This window comes from Sporolactobacillus caesalpiniae (assembly GCF_040513385.1).
In the GTDB taxonomy this organism is placed as follows: Bacteria; Bacillota; Bacilli; order Bacillales; family Sporolactobacillaceae; genus Sporolactobacillus.
The window spans coordinates 162,641-180,363 of the sequence record NZ_JBEVCB010000002.1 but is presented as its reverse complement, the minus strand read 5'-3'; the positions used below and the strand labels follow the sequence as shown (position 1 = coordinate 180,363).

Genomic DNA, 17,723 nt, shown 5'->3' with positions numbered 1-17,723 from the left:
GAGATAGTATAGCAGGTTTTGGTATAATTAGTGAAGCATGGCAGGCTAGAGCCGTGTGACTAGTTGATCATATACTAAGGTGAATTGTGATTAATCTTGCATTTTAGCATAACAGAGGGTAAGATAAAATTTAGGCAAGTAATTGAGACAAGGGGGGAGCAGAATGTCAGTCGAAATAAAGATAGGCAAACGTGAAAAGGCCTATGAATTGTTGCAGGCCGACGCACAGAAAATTCTGAAGCTGATAGGAGTGCAGATGGATAATTTGACTATGCCCCAATGCCCCCTGTATGAAGAAGTATTGGATACTCAAATGTTCGGTTTGTCCCGTGAGATTGACTTCGCGGTTCGCCTCGGTCTTGTGCGTGCAGATGAAGGCAGAGAATTGTTGAGCTCACTTGAGCGACAGGTTTCCGCACTTCACGAAGCATCGACACAGAAATAATATCAAATTGCTCAAACTTGCAGCCAAATCGTTGGGTGTAGTTTGGGCTTTTTTGTCTGCCGAACATTGAAATAATGCGAGGTACCAGATGTGTTGAGCTGGTTGCTGATTTAAAAGCGAACAGAACCAATCAATACGTGTAACAATGATCTCTGGAGGTTTCCCGGGATGTAACGATTATGGATCAGACAGGTGAATCTCATGTTGAAAAAACTGTTGCATCATTATGATTATTCTTTTCTTGTGGTTATGGTGCTACTGGTTGGATTCGGTTTAATAATGATTTATAGCGCCGGTTCTGTTTGGGCGGGCCTGTTTTTTGAGCAGCCACAGCCACCTAGTTACTTTTTTCTTCATCAGCTGATGTGGGTAGTCGCAGCGATGCCTGCAGCACTTGTAGGCTTACTGCTTCCCTATCAGGCGTATCGAAAACTGGTCAAACCGCTGATTATTGTATCACTGTTTTTACTTTTAATGCTTTTTGGATTAGGAAACACTGTCAACAATGCACAATCTTGGTTTCATCTAGGTTCGTTTAATATTCAGCCTGCGGAGCTTGTGAAAATTACGGTTATTTTATATTTGGCGTCTACTTTTTCTAATAAGCAGAATGCGATCGCCGACTTTAAAACGTCGGTTCTTCCGCCGCTCATCGTTGTTATGATTTTTTTCACTTTGATCGCTGTTCAACCGGATTTTGGTACTGCAATGATTCTGATCAGCATCTCAACGATTATGGTCCTTTGCGCAGGCCTTAGGACAAAACATCTTTTGTTTTTAGGCGGATTCGCCCTGCTTTTCGTTATGATCTTTTATAACAAATTTCTGAGCAGTAACCAATTGGGGCGTTTTACTGCCGCATACGATCCCTTTTCAGTTGCAGATTCTACGGGTCGTCAGCTGATTAATTCATATATCGCTATCGCCTCGGGCGGACTAACCGGGAGAGGTCTAGGGCAAAGCATCGAGAAAACAGGCTTTCTGCCTGAACCACAAACAGATTTTATTATTTCGGTAATAGGTGAAGAACTGGGTCTGCTCGGTATTCTGTTCGTTATTCTCTGTTTGGCTTATCTTGTACTCAAGGGTTTTGTGACGGCGATTCGATGCAAGGATGTATTCGGCAGTCTGCTTGCGATTGGTATTTCAAGCATGTTGGCCATACAAACATTTGTCAATTTAGGAGCGGCTACGGGGCTGCTGCCGATTACGGGTGTCACGCTGCCGTTTGTTAGTTATGGTGGCTCATCGTTAATAATGATGATTTTCTCTGTATGTGTATTAATGAACATTTCTGCATTTGTTAATATGAAAAGGTCGAACAGCAAAATAGAAGGGAAGAGAGAGATTGTTAAAGCAAAAGATTAAACGATTGTTGATCGCCAACCGTGGCGAAATCGCAATTAGAATTTGCCGCGCCTGCACGGAACTAGGCATTCGGACAGTCGCCATTTATTCTAAGGAAGACATTAGCTCCTATCATCGTTATAAAGCAGACGAATCCTATTTGGTTGGCCAAGGAAAAAATCCGATTGAGGCCTATCTGGATATTGAAAGTATTATTGAAGTTGCCAAAACGCATCATATCGATGCTATTCATCCCGGCTATGGTTTTCTTTCTGAAAATGCCGACTTTGCACGTCGCTGCGCTGAGGAAGGCATCATTTTTGTCGGACCGAGGGCGGAACATCTTATTACCTTCGGCGATAAATCGGCAGCAAGGGAAGCGGCAATAAACGCTAATATACCGGTCATTCCAGGCTCAGGCGGTCCGGTCTCTTCGGTTAATGATGTTAAAGAATTTGGAGCGACTCACGGTTATCCAATTATTATAAAAGCGGTTCTTGGCGGCGGGGGACGTGGAATGCGGATTGTCCGCAGTGCGCAAGGTGTTGATGAAGCCTATGCGCGAGCGACTTCAGAAGCGAAGCAGACCTTTGGCAAGGAAGACGTATACGTTGAAAAGTATCTGGATCATCCGCGTCATATTGAAGTGCAAATTATGGCGGATCAATCTGGGGATATTGTTCATTTGTATGAACGCGATTGCTCTGTGCAGCGCCGCCATCAAAAGGTAGTCGAAGTCGCGCCAAGTCGCGGGCTAGGTGAGAAATTACGTCATGAAATATGTGACGCAGCCATTCGTTTGATGAAAAGCGTAAATTATCTAAATGCAGGAACAGTGGAATTTCTTGTGTCACCGTCGGGAGATTTTTATTTTATTGAGGTCAACCCACGGGTTCAGGTCGAACATACAATTACAGAATTAGTTACAGGGATTGATATTGTTTCTTCTCAAATTCTGATTGCCGAGGGTTACGGATTACACGAGGATCCCGTCTTGATTCCGGAACAAAAGGACATTCGTACCTATGGATTCGCCATTCAATGTCGTGTAACGACGGAAGATCCAAGCAATCAGTTTATGCCGGACACTGGAAAAATCGTCGCTTACCGCAGCGGTGGCGGCTTTGGCGTTCGACTTGATGCTGGCAATGCCTTCACTGGTTCCGTAATCACGCCATATTACGATTCGCTGCTTGTAAAGCTTTCTACTTCCGCACGCACGTTCAAGAGTGCGGCAGTAAAAATGTTGCGCAACTTGAAGGAATTCCGGATCAGGGGTATTAAGACGAATATCCCGTTCTTAATCAATGTGGTTCAGCATCCTGATTTTCTTGAGGGCAATGTTTCCACAACATTTATCGATACGACACCGGAACTTTTTGTCTTTGATCGAATTCTTGACCGCGGTACTAAGATGCTGACTTATATCGGCAACATAACAATTAACGGTTATCCGGGTATCCCAAAAAATAAAAAGCCGGTTTTTGATGTGCCGCCGATTCCTGATGTTCGCCTTTCTGAACCTTATCCGGGAGGTACGAAACAGATTCTGGAACAACATGGCGCGCAAGGAGTTTCAGAATGGATCAAAGCACAGAAACAAGTACTCCTTACGGATACAACGTTCCGAGATGCACATCAAAGTCTGCTCGCAACGCGCATGAGGACAAAAGACATTATTCGGGTTGCATCGCAAACGGCTCACTTGCTTCCTAATTTATTTTCAGAAGAAGCTTGGGGCGGCGCGACTTTTGATACGTGTTATCGATTTTTAAGAGAAGATCCTTGGGAACGCTTGCACAAAATCAGAACGGAAATGCCAAATGTTTTGTTGCAGATGCTGCTCCGAGGCTCAAATGCGGTAGGGTATAAAAACTATCCGGATAATCTAATAAAGGCTTTTGTTAAAGAGGCGGCAAAGCATGGCGTTGATGTCTTCCGTGTATTTGACAGCTTGAACTGGCTGGAAGGCATGCGTGTTGCCCTTGACGCGGTGATTGAGAGCGGGAAGATCGCTGAGGGTACTTTGTGCTATACCGGCGATATTCTGGATGGATCACGGACAAAGTACAATTTAGATTACTATAAGAAGATGGCGAAAGAGTTGGAAAACGCTGGCGCTCATATTCTGGGAATAAAGGATATGGCAGGTTTGCTCAAACCTGAGGCAGCTTATCGGTTGATTTCCGAGCTGAAGGATACGGTTTCTTTGCCGATTCATCTGCATACACATGATACAAGCGGTAATGGAATTTATACGTATGTACGCGCGATTGAAGCTGGTGTCGATATTGTTGATGTCGCCGTTGAAGCGATGGCCGGTATGACTTCTCAACCGAGTGTAAACTCGTTATACTATGCACTCAGTGCCAGCGATCGCAAGCCGGATGTCGATATAAACGCGCTTGAATCACTGAGCCACTATTGGGAGAAAGTACGTCAGTATTACTTCCCGTTTGAGAGCGGCATGAAGACATCTAATGCTGAAATTTATAAACTTGAGATGCCGGGCGGCCAATACAGCAATCTGCGCCAGCAGGCGATCGCTGTCGGGCTAGGCGAACGATTTGAAGAAGTTAAAGACATGTACCGTCGCGTCAATCTTATGTTTGGCGATATCGTTAAGGTAACACCGTCTTCAAAAGTTGTCGGTGATATGACTTTATACATGGTTCAGAACAACTTGACCGAAGACAATGTTTATGAAAAAGGGCAGACACTCGACTTTCCTGATTCCGTCGTCAACTTTTTTATGGGCGAATTAGGGCAGCCTTATCAAGGATTTCCGAAAGAACTGCAGAGTATTATTCTTAAAGGCAGAAAGCCATTGACTGATCGTCCGGGCAAACATCTTGATCCAGTGAATTTCTCAGACATTCAAGCGCGTTTAGAAGAAAAGTTTGAACGCAAATTTAATTATCATGAAGTACTATCAGCGGCACTTTATCCGAAAGTTTATACAGACTATATGCATTTTATCGACACATTTGGCGAGACAACTGTATTGGGCACGCCGACCTTTTTCTATGGATTGCGCCTTGGGGAAGAGGTCTCCGTTACGATTGAAGAAGGTAAAATGCTGGTAGTGAAACTCATCTCGATCGGACATCCGCAAAAGGACGGTACACGGACGCTGTACTATGAATTAAATGGTCAGCCACGAGAAGTTTCAATTAAAGATATGAATGTCGAGTCTTCTGAAGTCGCTCACGCGAAAGCAGAGAAGGATAATCCGCATCAGATCGGTGCATCAATGCCCGGAACTGTTGTTAAAATTTTGGTCTCCTCAGGTGAACGGGTTAAGAAAGGTGATCATCTGCTTGTCACTGAAGCAATGAAAATGGAGACAACAGTTCAGTCTCCTGTTGACGGAACGATCAAAAAGGTTTTTGTTAATGAAAATGATGTCATTGAAACAGGGGATTTGATGATCGAACTCAATTGATCCTGTTTTACTGAGAGAAAAGGAAAGAGATCCAAAGTGGAAAGTTCTCCATTTTGGGTCTCTTTTTTTCACAGGTTTTTCTAATAGGGGAGTAAGTGATTATCTGTGGAGTGATGCTTCGGATTTGTACCCAGAAGGGCGCCAACCAAAAAGAATCAAGATTGTTAATATACCAAAGTAGGCGGTGACAAATAGCGCGTGTAGAAGAAGAAACAGCAAATTCATCCTTGTCGTAATAATAAAAATACCGGATACTGCTTGCAATGAAACAGAAATAAGTGCCAGAAAAAGCAAATTCGAAAGCTGTACTTCATTTTTATATTTTCTAATTGAAACAATTAAAGTGCCAATCAACCATACAAGCAGAATGAACGCGAGAACACGATGTAAATAGTTTACGCCGGCTTTGCTGATCAAAGGATCGGGAAGCAGACGGCCGTTGCAAAGTGGGAAGTCAGTACACCCAAGACTTGACTCTGTGTGACGCACAAAAGCACCGGAATAAATAAGAAGGTACGAATAGATGCCAAGTAATACGAAATTCCACTTCATCGGTCTCCGCACTGAAATACGGAACAAGTGCCGGTCCGGGTCGGCATCCTCGAAAACGAGACAAGTGAGTAATGCCATGCTGGCGAATGATAACAGAGAGATTCCGAAATGGAGGGCGAGTACGATTGATGATTGTCCCCACAAGACAGCAGCCATACCCAAAAAGGCTTGCAAAAAAATAAAAAAAACGGAGGCAGCGACGAGGAAACGACCGCACCATACTTTCTTGAATCGAATCCATAGCCAAACAGCTTGCGTTACTACAAGTATGGAGGCGATTCCTGAAACCAAGCGATGGCTGTACTCAATCCATGTTTGATGAGCTTTAGCAGTTGGAATGACTTGACCGTTACACAGCGGCCAATTATTTCCGCAGCCATATTCTGAACCTGTATTGGTCACTAGTGCGCCCATGAGAACAACGATGAGCACTGAGAGCATGCCGGCGACGCTTAAAATTTTTAATATACGGTTTTTCATATGTATCACCTGATTTCTGATTTGAGTCTTGCTGAATGCCTGGCACCGCATTCACTATTTTAGCAGAATAAAAAGTTTTTATCTTATACTTCGCTCATTTTGTATTAAATAAGCAAAAAATAACACGTAATATCCACAAAATGAAACACATAATCGGCTTTTGTGTGATCAATATCATTGAGTTAATCGTAAGACAAATGTGGATTGATCATATATAATATGAATTGTAGTGCAACACCGCTAAAAGCGGTTCGTTGCTTAAGAAGCAAAAAGTGTTTCCTTTACAATATAAAATTTATAAATAGCGACTATTAAGAAAGAAGGCTTTGTACCTATGAGGGGAATCGGATCGAGCGAACAGGTATTAGAATCAAGTGCCGCAGCGCCGTGGAGAAGAAACGTTCAGGATGTATTAACGACTGTAAAAATTGGAATTGTAAATTCTAATTTAATGACAGCGTTTACCGGCGTTTGGCTTGCTTTATCGTTCAATGGGGAAAGTCTATGGACTTCGATAACACCGGTCCTTTTTGTCATGCTCGGTACAGCACTGGTTATAGCGGGTGGGTGTTCGTTAAATAATTTTATAGATCGGGATATCGATCCTTTAATGAACCGAACGCAAGAGCGGCCTTCTGCTACGGGGACAATGAGAGGAAAAACTGTGCTGATTATGGGCCTCGCGTTATCGGTCGCCGGTTTGATTTCGTTATTGGCGGCTTCAGCTACTGCAGCGGCATTTGGCTTATTGGGGCTTCTTGTGTATGTTCTTGTTTACACGATGTGGTTGAAAAGAAGTTACTCAATGAACACTGTAGTAGGCAGTATTGCTGGCGCTGTACCACCAATCATTGGATGGGCGGCCATCGATCCTTCACTAAATTCACCGGTCCCATGGATTATGTTTCTTGTTTTGTTTCTTTGGCAGCCACCACACTTCCTAGCGCTCGCAATGAAGCGTGTGGAGGAGTACAGACGCGCCGGAATTCCAATGCTACCGGTTATTGCAGGCTTTGAAGTTACGAAACGGCAAATGATATTCTATGTAGCCGTACTTGTTCCAACCTCACTGCTCCTTTACTCAATTGGACCGGTATACATGGCAGGCGCTCTAATATTGAGCTTTACTTGGCTAGGGCTTGCCATTTATGGACTGCTAATCAAGGATACGATCAAGTGGGCAAGAATAATGTTTGTCTACTCATTAAACTATATGACCTTATTGTTTTTAATCATGATCATCTCAACCTTTTTTAATTAATCAACTAAGAGAAGCCGAGGAATTTAGTCCTCTGGCTTTTTCTTTAGTTAGTACGAAATGTCTCGATCATTCGCTTTGTATCAACGAGGACGAGACTATGTTTGACATATCTCCAAAGGACGAACCATACACTTATCTTGACTGTTGTTAGAGGAGGCATGTCATGCTGAGGATAAGGGAAATTCATGAGCAAGAAGCGGAGCGACTTTTTAATCTGTATCATGAAATACACTCGGAAACATATGAACTGGGCTTTGAACCCGGAAATGGGCGTGTTGAGACGCTTGCATCGGAACTACATCGGACAACGCAAAGCAAAAGCGCTTATTTTATCGGCATGTTTGAGAGCGCAGATATCGGGTTTGCTGTCCTCAAAGGACATACATCGCGTGAAATGGCGCATCTGGCTCATATCAGCATCGGTTTGTGCAGAAATTGGCGTGGCAAGGGTTACGGTAAGAAGATGCTCAATTCCGTGGAAAAATGGGCCTTGGCACATCAGTTGCGCAGAATTGAAGCTTGTATTGGGTTAGATAATCGACCGGCATTGTTTCTATTCGGGGCCTCGGGATATCGAGTCGAAGGGATCCGCAAATCTGCTTTTATTAAGGATGGAATGATGACGGATGGTTTTTACATGGCCAAAATTCTGAAAGAAAATGAAGAAGATAATAGAATTAAGGAACTTTTATGCTGAAGTTCAGTAAATGTATTAAGAAAGAGTAGGACTTTACGGGTTTATGAAGATAAGGTTTTGGTTAAGATGGGACTGGATAGTCAAGGAGGAATTCGATTCGATGAAACTACCAGTCTCGTTTAACAGGAATCGCATAGTACTTATCATTCTCTCATTTTTTTTAGTTGCCGGAATTGTTCTCTATGCCGGCATTTGGCATCGGGCATCGGCGAAAAAAAACACGAACTTACAAACAGAACGCCAGCTCTCTCCTGTTGAGCAGTCAGAAAGAGAGCTGTTTGAAATAATTAATCAGCAAAGAAAAGGCAGCCGCTCGCAAAGCTTTGATCCAGACTGGAACTTATTCCGCGTCGCGAGGATCGAAGCGAAACGTATTGCGTCACTAAATTCTGAGCAGCCTGCAACTATTAGCAAGATGCTGAATTCTCTTGGATATGAGGGAAACGATAGTCAAATGTTTACAGTACACACGAAGAAGAAAGCGGAATCCGTGAGCGAACTTTGGCGAAAGTCTCATCAAGCAGAATCGCTCGGCAAGATTAAAGCTCCGCGTCGTATTGGTACAGGTTACGCTTCTGGGAAAAACGGCAGGGTATGGGTGGTACTGTTATCAACTGAGACAAGTACTCGCGAATAGAGCGCGGAGACTAGGAAACTAAAGCAACAAGAGGCATCTATCCGCGCCATGGAAGGCTTGGTATAATGGAAGAGAGTCGTAACGATTCAAAAGGGGGGAGAAGCGGTTGAGAAAAACGAATATAATCATTTTTTTTATTGCTGTGATTGTTTTCGCGGGCACATTCTTAATCAGTCTTATCAGTTTCCCCTCCGGCAATAGCAGCCGGTCAGCAGATGATAATAAGTTTCATCCATTGACAATGTCCTCTCATTCGACATTTAAGGTTCCGGACAGCGGTATACACACATTAATGGGAAAGACGGAGAAACAGATACGGAATACTCTAGGGAAACCTGAACGTATTGATCCGACTAAATTTGGTTATCGCTGGTTTATTTACGGAAGCGCAACTGAAAAATATTTACAGGTGGGTATTGATGAGACAACAAATCGGGTCACAACCATTTATGCGCTTGGTAAGAAACTGAAAACCAATCCATTTACCATTGGCGCAGAATCTCAGAAGATTTATGAAAAGGTACCGATTTCCGATGAAGTCTCGATGAACTATCGCGGGACAAAAATTGATTTTGAACTGAATGAAGAAGATATGATGATACGCCCTTTAATGAAATTCGGAAAAATTTGGGCGCAGTTGAATTTTGATCATCTCTCAGATCGCTTAATCGGCGTTCGCTACATGACATCTGACGTATTGGCAGTGCAGCATCCATATTCCATGACTTACCAAGGTGAGTTACCAGAGGCACAATCTCTGTCAGATGCAGAATGGACAGCAGTGAACCAAGCAGAAGATCAGGAAATATTTGATATCAGCAACGTTCTTCGCATGCGATTCGCGAAGAAAATGCTGACATGGAATAAGGACGCCCATGAGGCTGCTTATCAACACAGCAAAGAGATGAAAGTTAAAGACTATTTTTCACATGATTCCAAATGGTCGGGTGATCTTAAAGTGCGTTTGGATAGGGAGCAGATTAATTTTCAGACTGCCGGAGAGAATATTGCTGCTAAATATCCGGATGCGATCGCTGTAAGCCTTGGATGGTTAAATAGTGTCGATCATCGCAAAAATTTATTAAATGAAGAGTTTACCGAACTTGGGGTTGGTTCTTATCAAAATTATTATACGCAGGATTTTGTCAAACCAATGACGCCCTAACTGAAATTTGAACCGCAGATTGTGAATTTTTTTGCGTGAGACGCACATCCAACCCAACTCGTGATTATGATAATCACAGGTAGAACGTTAAGTGGAGGTGCGTCTTTTTGACAGAGGAAAAAACAAGCGCTGCGATCAAGAGGTTTAAAGTTTTTCTGCGCAGCCATCCTGAAATTGTTGAATATGTTCATGAGAACGGCATAAGATGGAATGATGTCTTCGATGACTGGGTGATTTTTGGAGAATCTCATGATGTTTGGGAAAAATACGGTATTAAGGAAACAAATCAAGATACAACGGAAAAGTCAAAAAAAAGTTCGTCATTCTCATTTAATAAAGTGTTGAATGTAGTCGACAATATTGATACAAAACAATGGCAAGAACGATTAGAGACGATTAGTGGAGCGTTAACAGGCATCCAATCGTTCATCGGACAATTTCGTCAAAATAATGATCAGAGCACACAAAATAACCCGGATACTCAAAATAGAACGGAACAATCGTCTCCATCGCAACCAATCGGCGGCCCACGCAATCAGAACCCATTTTTCTTTCGAAGGGATTGAAAAAGGTGAGAATAGAAATTCAGGAGTACTTGGATCGCCGGCCGGATGAGAAACTGTTTGTGCGCATGCATCCGGAATGGTACCGTAGATTAAGCAGATCCCCGTGGGAGTTAAATCGTCTTAAACCAGCGGCGGATCTTTTTTATGGCCGCACATTCAGCCAACGCCTTGACCGCTTTAATCAACGCGCAACGATGATGTCGATGCTCGTTGGGATGGCGCAAGCAATGAGCGAGCAAAAATCAGGAGAACGGAACAATTAATTATAGCCTGCACTAACTGGAATAATGGCGCTTTGCTATTATTTGTTGTATATTTTAATAGAACTGGGGGTGATGAGATGATTGGAACATTAGAAAACGCCTCTCTTTTAGATGACGCGGATGAGCTGGCTTCCATGGTTGTTCATTCAAGTCTGTATGCTGAGTACATGGCGAGCAAACAAAGCGTTGATCGCGATGAACACGTACAGCAATTAATCGGTAAGTTTTTACAGGTCAGAGAACGGTACGACGAAGTGCAGCGCTTCGGCAGGTACCATCCTGATTACAAGTCGGTAATTAAAGAAATGATGGAATGCAAACGCGCGCTTGATACCCATCCTTTAATTGCCGATTATAGAAAACATGAAAAACAGTTGAGTGATCTGCTTGGTGAACTTAGCATGGTGCTCGCACGAGCGGTTTCAGAATCAATTAAGGTGCCGAACGGGGATCCTTTTTTTGAGCGTTCATGCGGGACCGGATGCGGTTCAGGCGGTAAATGCGGCTGTCACTCGTGATTCAGAAGTTTGGTGATTGATCCGTGTCTTAGATGTCACCATTTTTTTCGAAATGAGTATTAATAGAAATCATTTAATCAATCATCAATAGGCTCTATTTTTGTTCGCCAATATAACAGACAGAACGGAATTAAAGGGGTGGTGTGGTTCGGTGGACGCTCAGCGTAGAGATGGAATCATTGTATGGATGTATAACACAAAATATTTGCGTGTGCTCAGGCGTTATGGGTACGTGCACTATATATCGAAACGGATGAAATACGCAATCCTCTATTGTGATCATGAGCAGACTGAAGGAACGCTTAACCAGCTCTCAAAGCTGAAATTCATTAAAGCTGTTGATGTGTCGCATTTGCAGGAAATAAAAAAGACTTATGAAAAAGGAAAGTCGAAGGCAGAAGAAAAAGACGAAGTTTTCAGTTGACGGACGATGCTCTAAATGGCAAAAACCATGTTTGCTAACGGACAGGCTTTAGCCATAGGCTGATCTGTTAGATTGTTTAGCTCGCTTGGCGAAATTTCAGCCGATTGTAGGTGTTGCGCTACGCAAAAAAACCCGCAGACAAACTGCGGGCCGTCTTTACGCATCAAAAGATGCAAGACAATGGGAGAGGAGAAACCGGCGGAAAACTTATGGGGAAACGTAAGTCTCCGCGGTTGGGCCAACATCTCAAAAGGATGTTGCCAAAGCCTAGTATTCACGAATCTTTTGATCTCTATACATGTAAAGTCAATATAAATTATAAAAGGTATTCGCGTTGGTTCGGAGTCTAACGTTTAGTCTTTTTTGCGTTGTATTTGGTTATGATGTTCGAAAGAGCGTTACTTGGATACCTCTATTAGGGAGGATCGGTTATTGAGAGTCATCTCGGGAGAAAATAGAGGACGAAAATTGAAGGCGGTCAATGGAAGAATGACGAGGCCGACAACAGATAAAGTCAAGGAAACTATTTTTAATATGATCGGCCCCTTTTTTGATGGCGGAACGGTACTCGATCTGTATGGCGGGAGCGGTGGACTCGGTATTGAAGCACTTAGCCGTGGTGCGGACTTTTCTGTGTTTGTAGACCGGGCGAGCGCCGCATGTCAAACAATCCGCGAGAATATCAATCTTTGCGGCTATGGCAGCCGCGCAAAAGTTATTCAACTAGAGGCATCGCGGGCGCTTGATCACTTGCATGAGAACGGATCACATTTTGAACTAGTGTTTCTTGATCCTCCTTATGCAAAGCAGCATATCGTACAAGACATCAAGACATTGCTCGAAAAAGAGATGCTTACCGATCGTGCTATAGTTGTTGCCGAACATGAGGAAACGGTTATGCTTCCGGATTCGTTCGATGGCGGCCTTTTTCGCGATAAATATCGAACGTATCAGGGGCAGACGGCGGTTTCCATCTACTATTACCAGCCTGAACAGGGAAGTGATTCGGTTGAGTGAACGTATTGCGGTTTATCCAGGCAGCTTCGATCCGGTGACATACGGCCACCTGGATATTCTTCAACGCGGGTTGTCCGTTTTTGATCATATTATTATTGCTGTTCTCAATAATTCATCGAAGAACCCGCTTTTTTCAGTAGAGGAACGCGTGGCACTGCTAAAAGAAGCCACCGCCCACATAGATTCGGTGACAGTTGATTCCTTTGAAGGATTACTGGTTGACTATGTTCAAAGGAAAAAAGTGAACGTTGTTCTAAGAGGATTGCGCGCGATCTCTGATTTTGAGTATGAACTGCAGATTGCGGCGATTAATAAAAGCCTTAATCCAAAAATTGAAACATGTTTTATGATGACGAGCAATCATTACTCTTTTCTCAGTTCAAGCATGGTTAAAGAGGCAGCCATGTACGGTGGGACGGTGCATGAGCTTGTGCCTGCACAGGTTGAAGCAGCACTCAAAAAGAAATTCAGCGGGAAATCATCCGTTTAAGCGATGATCACGCTTGCCGACACGTTTCAGTAGGATCAAAATGAAAATGATCAGTGTGGTAAAAGTAATCATTGGCCCTATGGAAGCTGTATGACGGGTCAGCGTCTCAAATGGCTGCCCCATAGCAAACGCGGCCTGTGCAGCGGACGGATTGCCCGCTTGGAATAGATGAAAAAGAAAAAAAGCAGATATCGAAGAGAAAATCATTTGCAAAAGTCGGCCGATCAAAAACAGCCGCGAACTAAGACCGGCTTGTGATAGAATGCTTACTGCCTGGGCTTGTATAGAGAAACCGCAAAAACCAAGCATGCCGCTGACAACAATGACACGCTCAATAAGCGGAACAAAATCTGATCCGGCAACATTATTATCACCTAAGGTCAGCTCGAACAATCCTGGAACTACAGCTGACCCTAACTTGGGATTAAAGCCAATCATTTGAAAAAATGAACTCAATCCACTGCTTAGCAGGTCTGTCACGCCGATCTTGCCCAGCAGTTGGTAAAGCATTGAGAACAAAGCGATGAAGCCGCCGATCGCGAGCAGCGTATTTACAGATGCGATGACGGCGTCACCCATTTTTTTCCCGAAAGGCTGATTTCGTGAAATTCGTTCTTGATGCATGCTGTTTAATGCATGAACGAGGAGCAAACGAGACGAAGAACCCTTCGTCTTTTTCTTTTTATCGCCTAAGAATCGCATCGTCAAACCGACACAGATATTGCCAATGTAGTGTGAAAGTGCGAAAATGATTCCCAACGATGCTTGATGAAAGAACCCTACGGCGGTTACGCTAAAGATAAAAAGCGGGTTGCTGAAGTTTGTGAAACTCGCAAGGCGCTCCGCTTCAGCCTTAGTGATTTGCTTTTCTTTATAGAGATCAGCAGTAATACGAGATCCGGCGGGAAAGCCAGAGACTAGCCCCATAATAAACACGAACCCTCCGACGCCTGGCAGTCGGAAAAGTGGACGCATCGCCGGCTCCATAAGCACACCTGCGAAGTTGACAACACCGAACCCAATCATCAGTTCGGCAAGTACAAAAAATGGAAATAGAGCGGGAAATACATTTTTCCACCAAATGGTTAATCCTGTTAGTGAACCGTCAACTGCGACGCTGGGGTAGCGTACCATAAGAAAAGCTGTCGCAATTGAGCCTGCTGCAAGCAGATAGGTTAAGCTTTTTGAACGATCCATTGACTCATCTCACCTACCATCTTTACACGGGTGTAGAAACCTGTCCGTTATTTCCACTATACGGCATTAAGCTGGCAGATAGACCACCTTGCCATTTTGAAATAAATAAAGGTTATTTACATATAATCAAAAATGTTAGACGCGGAGCTTATTTATATAATGGTCTAACTGAAGGAGGCGAACGTTATTGCGCAAGAAACTAATTCAGTGGGCATTGGTTGCAGCTGTAGTACTATTAATTGCCTTAAATTTTTATAAAACTCCATATTACGTGCAACGTCCTGGGAAAGCCGTATCAATGTCAGGAATGGTTAAGGTTAGAGGTGCTGCGCGAATTGACGGGAATTATCGACTTGTTTACATATATTTAGGTCAAGCAAACATCTATCAATATTTATGGGCGAAGTATGATGGGAATAAATATACAACATTGGTAAAAGAAAATCAGGTCAAGATGCCTGATGAAGATGAACAAGATTACAATCTGCGTCAGGAAAATTACATGAGCAGTGCGCAGCAATCTGCCGCGTATGTCGCCTATAAAGCCGCAGGGAAAAAACCACAATTGCTCGAAGAGGGTGTGCTTATTCTGGGTGTGATGAAATCCATGCCCAATAGCAATGTCCTCAAAACCGGTGATTTGATAATCGGGATGGATAACCACAAAGTGGCAACAATTGATGATATGAACCGATGGATTAAACAAAAGAAAGTGGGTGACCGCTTTCGTCTCACACTTCTCCGCAAGAGCCAAGTGAAACAGGTAACGGTTCAGGCCGCAAAATTTCCGAAAGCCTATGCCGGCTCGGGCAGGGGATGGGGAATTGGCATATATCAGGATAATCATGTCAAGGTAGATGTACATCCTCGCGTTACATTTGATATACAAAATATTGGAGGACCTTCGGCAGGGTTGATGATGTCCCTGGAGATTTATGATCAGCTAGATAAGCAAAATTTAGCGAAAGGCAGGGATATTGCCGGAACGGGAACCATTGAGATGAACGGAACAGTTGGACCAATCGGAGGAATTGCTGAGAAAGTAGTCGGTGCAAGCAAATCCGGGGCAGATATCTTCTTCGCGCCTGCTGCCGATCACGAAGATCAGACCGCGCAGAAAACGGCAAAAGAAATTGGAACAAAAATGAAGATTGTATCGGTGAAATCATTAGACGATGCGATTGATTATCTCAAACACTAATCGCAGAATTGTTGCGGCGAATAATGTAACACAGACGTTTTCTATATGAGGGACTTTACTCATTAAGAAAACGTCTGTTTTTTTCATCGTAACGTATTGGCGGATGACTCGTTTCTGTGAAATCCATGGGTAAATGATTTGTGTTCGTTAAATAATCGTAAATTTGTGAGGCTTTAACATCAATATCAAGCATTATTGACCGATGACTCCTTATTTTTGACAGCAGCGGAATCTCCACTTTTTTGCGAATGTCGGCCAAATAGGCTTGTCCCTTAAGGTTCATTCCGAGCAGCCGGATTGAGTCGGGTTCACCATGCAGGGCTATTTGTTTTGCTTGCTCTTTTAATGTGTTGGTCAGAGTATGGGCGGCGAGGCGCTGCAGTCTTGACCATGTATAACGTTTTGTTTTAACCAATGAAATGAATTCATTAAATGAGCGTGATACACGAATGCTTGAAAGCAGACGATGCTCAATACCTTCCTCCATCTCATAAATTTGAGCCAGTTGCTTAGAACTTGACGAGAGCAGCTTATATTTCAAAAATGGGAAAAAACGTTCCCAACTAGCAAAGTCGTGGGCTTCTTTCACAGAATCCAATTCTGCAATGACGTACTCAGGAAGTTTGTCAGCGATCTCGCATAGAGATTGGCCTTTCAAAAGATGGAGCCGGATGCTTGACGCGCTGGCTATTGGCGCGTTTTTTGTAAAACTTTGATCGTTGTGCTCAGATTGCTTGCGACGTAAGGTCATCGGGATCATGTCACTGTCGCATTGATGAATCGCCCTGATGTATTGAAAGGCAAGACTGTTATTTGGTAATGTAAGATCGACAAGCTCTTGCGTGTGTTTCTTTGAGATGAAGCGGTATGCAGCTGCGTGGGCATTAGGATAGCTGATTCCACGCGCCATCGCTTGGGCTAATTGGGTGTCGTATACCTCTTGATTTTCGTTTATCAAGGAAAATGTATTGAGAAATGGCTCGATTCGTCCGCATTCACTACCAAAGAAGAGTCGATTGACGCCCAGTCGATTAAGAATAGTGACGGCACCTCTAGCGAATACATCGGCTTTGCCAACAGCGAACACATAGGGAAGCTCAACGACCAAATCAACATCCGCCTGAAGTGCCATACGTGTTCGCACCCATTTTGAGACAAGTGCGGGTTCGCCCCGCTGCAGAAAATCACCGCTCACAACAACCACAACAACGTCTGGTCGTATTTGCTCACGCATTGTATCCAATTGATAGAGGTGACCATTGTGAAACGGGTTATATTCAGCGATAATTCCGGCAATAATCATAGTGAGTTCACCCTTTTTGAAATCGAAATCATGAATGCACCCATTTTATCATATTCTTTGTAAGAAAGAGAAATTGCCAACGGCTCATCTGCTGTGATAATCTTAGATTGGCGGCAACGCGACGGATTGACATTCCGTTTGACGGGGCTTATAATAACATTTGTTGTCTAGAGGTGGTTCAGTATGTCTTTATCATGGTCTATCCCTGAATTGATGCAATTCAGAGAAGAGGGACTGAGTATTCACGAAGAAGTTGTATTACCTCTGGAAATGTTTCGCGTGGATCCTGAAATACGAAGCATATCACCTGTTGACGTTAAGGGTATCGTGGAATTTTCTAAACAATCGCTGACTTTTCATTTACGGCTTGTCGGCAATATGGTGTTGCCGTGCGCTGTAACTTTGGAAGATGTCGATTATCCCTTTCAAATCAATACCGCAGAGACATTTCTATTGTCGGCGGGAACCGAGAACGAGATTGAGGGAGAATTTGTTCATCATGTCGAGGATGAGAAGATCGATTTGATCCCGTATCTCGTTGAAGCGATTTTGGTTGAGAAACCAATGCGCGTTGTCAGTGAAAAAGCTAGCGCCCAGAGCAAGAGTTCCGGAAACGGTTGGACGCTTGTAGATGAGGAAACGTCGAAGCAGAAGATTGATCCAAGGTTAGAAAAACTGAGAAAGTTTTTTGACGATTAATTATTGTCCGAGGAGG

General features: G+C 43.5%; 18 protein-coding genes. 15 read left to right on the top strand and 3 right to left on the bottom strand.

The features are described from left to right. The first annotated feature begins 163 nt into the window (after positions 1 to 163). From ABWW58_RS04330 to pyc, 3 genes are all read left to right on the top strand, one after another. The gene (locus ABWW58_RS04330; RefSeq protein ID WP_093671709.1) at positions 164 to 445 is read left to right on the top strand and encodes an Fpa/YlaN family protein; all 282 of its coding nucleotides are present in this window, start codon (positions 164 to 166) and stop codon (positions 443 to 445) included. Positions 446 to 646: 201 nt separating this feature from the next. Beyond that, on the top strand, positions 647 to 1,813 hold the full coding sequence (locus ABWW58_RS04325; RefSeq protein ID WP_353868001.1) for an FtsW/RodA/SpoVE family cell cycle protein: 1,167 nt from the start codon (positions 647 to 649) through the stop codon (positions 1,811 to 1,813). Beyond that, entirely contained in the window at positions 1,794 to 5,237 is a 3,444-nt protein-coding gene (gene pyc, locus ABWW58_RS04320) for a pyruvate carboxylase (protein WP_353868000.1), read from the top strand. The genes ABWW58_RS04325 and pyc overlap by 20 nt, the downstream gene beginning before the upstream one ends. A 99-nt stretch (positions 5,238 to 5,336) precedes the next feature. Here the strand turns inward: pyc and ABWW58_RS04315 are convergent, their stop codons facing one another. After that, positions 5,337 to 6,269: a COX15/CtaA family protein gene (locus ABWW58_RS04315; RefSeq protein WP_353867999.1), complete on the bottom strand. Its 933-nt coding sequence runs from the start codon at positions 6,267 to 6,269 to the stop codon at positions 5,337 to 5,339. Positions 6,270 to 6,603: 334 nt separating this feature from the next. On the opposite strand from ABWW58_RS04315, the gene cyoE reads away from it, so the two are divergent. The 10 genes from cyoE (at position 6,604) to coaD (ending at position 13,307) form a co-directional block, all read left to right on the top strand. Next, positions 6,604 to 7,530 carry a heme o synthase gene (gene cyoE, locus ABWW58_RS04310; protein WP_353867998.1) on the top strand — a complete coding sequence of 309 codons (927 nt, stop codon included), beginning with the start codon at positions 6,604 to 6,606 and terminating at the stop codon, positions 7,528 to 7,530. A gap of 163 nt (positions 7,531 to 7,693) precedes the next feature. Next, positions 7,694 to 8,227, top strand: a complete 534-nt coding sequence (locus tag ABWW58_RS04305; RefSeq protein WP_353867997.1) for a GNAT family N-acetyltransferase — start codon at positions 7,694 to 7,696, stop codon at positions 8,225 to 8,227. Positions 8,228 to 8,327: 100 nt separating this feature from the next. After that, positions 8,328 to 8,864, top strand: a complete 537-nt coding sequence (locus tag ABWW58_RS04300; protein WP_353867996.1) for a spore germination YkwD domain-containing protein — start codon at positions 8,328 to 8,330, stop codon at positions 8,862 to 8,864. 106 nt (positions 8,865 to 8,970) lie between these two features. Beyond that, the gene (locus ABWW58_RS04295; RefSeq protein WP_353867995.1) at positions 8,971 to 10,029 is read left to right on the top strand and encodes a CAP domain-containing protein; all 1,059 of its coding nucleotides are present in this window, start codon (positions 8,971 to 8,973) and stop codon (positions 10,027 to 10,029) included. 107 nt (positions 10,030 to 10,136) lie between these two features. Then, positions 10,137 to 10,595: a spore coat protein YlbD gene (gene ylbD, locus ABWW58_RS04290; RefSeq protein ID WP_353867994.1), complete on the top strand. Its 459-nt coding sequence runs from the start codon at positions 10,137 to 10,139 to the stop codon at positions 10,593 to 10,595. Between the two features lie 5 nt (positions 10,596 to 10,600). Further along, entirely contained in the window at positions 10,601 to 10,858 is a 258-nt protein-coding gene (locus ABWW58_RS04285) for a YlbE-like family protein (protein ID WP_093671839.1), read from the top strand. Between the two features lie 77 nt (positions 10,859 to 10,935). Continuing rightward, positions 10,936 to 11,376 carry a YlbF/YmcA family competence regulator gene (locus tag ABWW58_RS04280; RefSeq protein ID WP_353867993.1) on the top strand — a complete coding sequence of 147 codons (441 nt, stop codon included), beginning with the start codon at positions 10,936 to 10,938 and terminating at the stop codon, positions 11,374 to 11,376. Positions 11,377 to 11,527: 151 nt separating this feature from the next. Next, positions 11,528 to 11,800 (top strand): YlbG family protein, encoded by a 273-nt coding sequence (locus ABWW58_RS04275; RefSeq protein WP_353867992.1) that lies wholly within the window; start codon positions 11,528 to 11,530, stop codon positions 11,798 to 11,800. A gap of 432 nt (positions 11,801 to 12,232) precedes the next feature. Then, on the top strand, positions 12,233 to 12,817 hold the full coding sequence (gene rsmD / locus ABWW58_RS04270) for a 16S rRNA (guanine(966)-N(2))-methyltransferase RsmD (RefSeq protein WP_353867991.1): 585 nt from the start codon (positions 12,233 to 12,235) through the stop codon (positions 12,815 to 12,817). Continuing rightward, a complete protein-coding gene (gene coaD, locus ABWW58_RS04265) occupies positions 12,810 to 13,307 on the top strand; it encodes a pantetheine-phosphate adenylyltransferase (protein WP_353867990.1) in 498 nt (165 codons plus the stop codon). Before rsmD ends, coaD begins: the two co-directional genes overlap by 8 nt. On the opposite strand, the gene spoVV is transcribed toward coaD, so the two are convergent. Beyond that, the gene (spoVV, locus tag ABWW58_RS04260; RefSeq protein WP_353867989.1) at positions 13,296 to 14,504 is read right to left on the bottom strand and encodes a dipicolinic acid transporter SpoVV; all 1,209 of its coding nucleotides are present in this window, start codon (positions 14,502 to 14,504) and stop codon (positions 13,296 to 13,298) included. The genes coaD and spoVV overlap by 12 nt on opposite strands. Before the next feature lie 187 nt (positions 14,505 to 14,691). Here spoVV and ABWW58_RS04255 point away from each other — a divergent pair, with 187 nt between their 5' ends. Further along, positions 14,692 to 15,705 carry a SepM family pheromone-processing serine protease gene (locus tag ABWW58_RS04255; RefSeq protein ID WP_353867988.1) on the top strand — a complete coding sequence of 338 codons (1,014 nt, stop codon included), beginning with the start codon at positions 14,692 to 14,694 and terminating at the stop codon, positions 15,703 to 15,705. A 55-nt stretch (positions 15,706 to 15,760) separates the two neighbouring features. Here the strand turns inward: ABWW58_RS04255 and ABWW58_RS04250 are convergent, their stop codons facing one another. Further along, positions 15,761 to 17,008: a nucleotidyltransferase gene (locus ABWW58_RS04250; protein ID WP_353867987.1), complete on the bottom strand. Its 1,248-nt coding sequence runs from the start codon at positions 17,006 to 17,008 to the stop codon at positions 15,761 to 15,763. Between the two features lie 183 nt (positions 17,009 to 17,191). Between ABWW58_RS04250 and ABWW58_RS04245 the strand changes: the two genes are divergently transcribed. Continuing rightward, the gene (locus ABWW58_RS04245) at positions 17,192 to 17,707 is read left to right on the top strand and encodes a YceD family protein (protein ID WP_353867986.1); all 516 of its coding nucleotides are present in this window, start codon (positions 17,192 to 17,194) and stop codon (positions 17,705 to 17,707) included. The last annotated feature ends 16 nt before the right edge of the window (positions 17,708 to 17,723 follow it).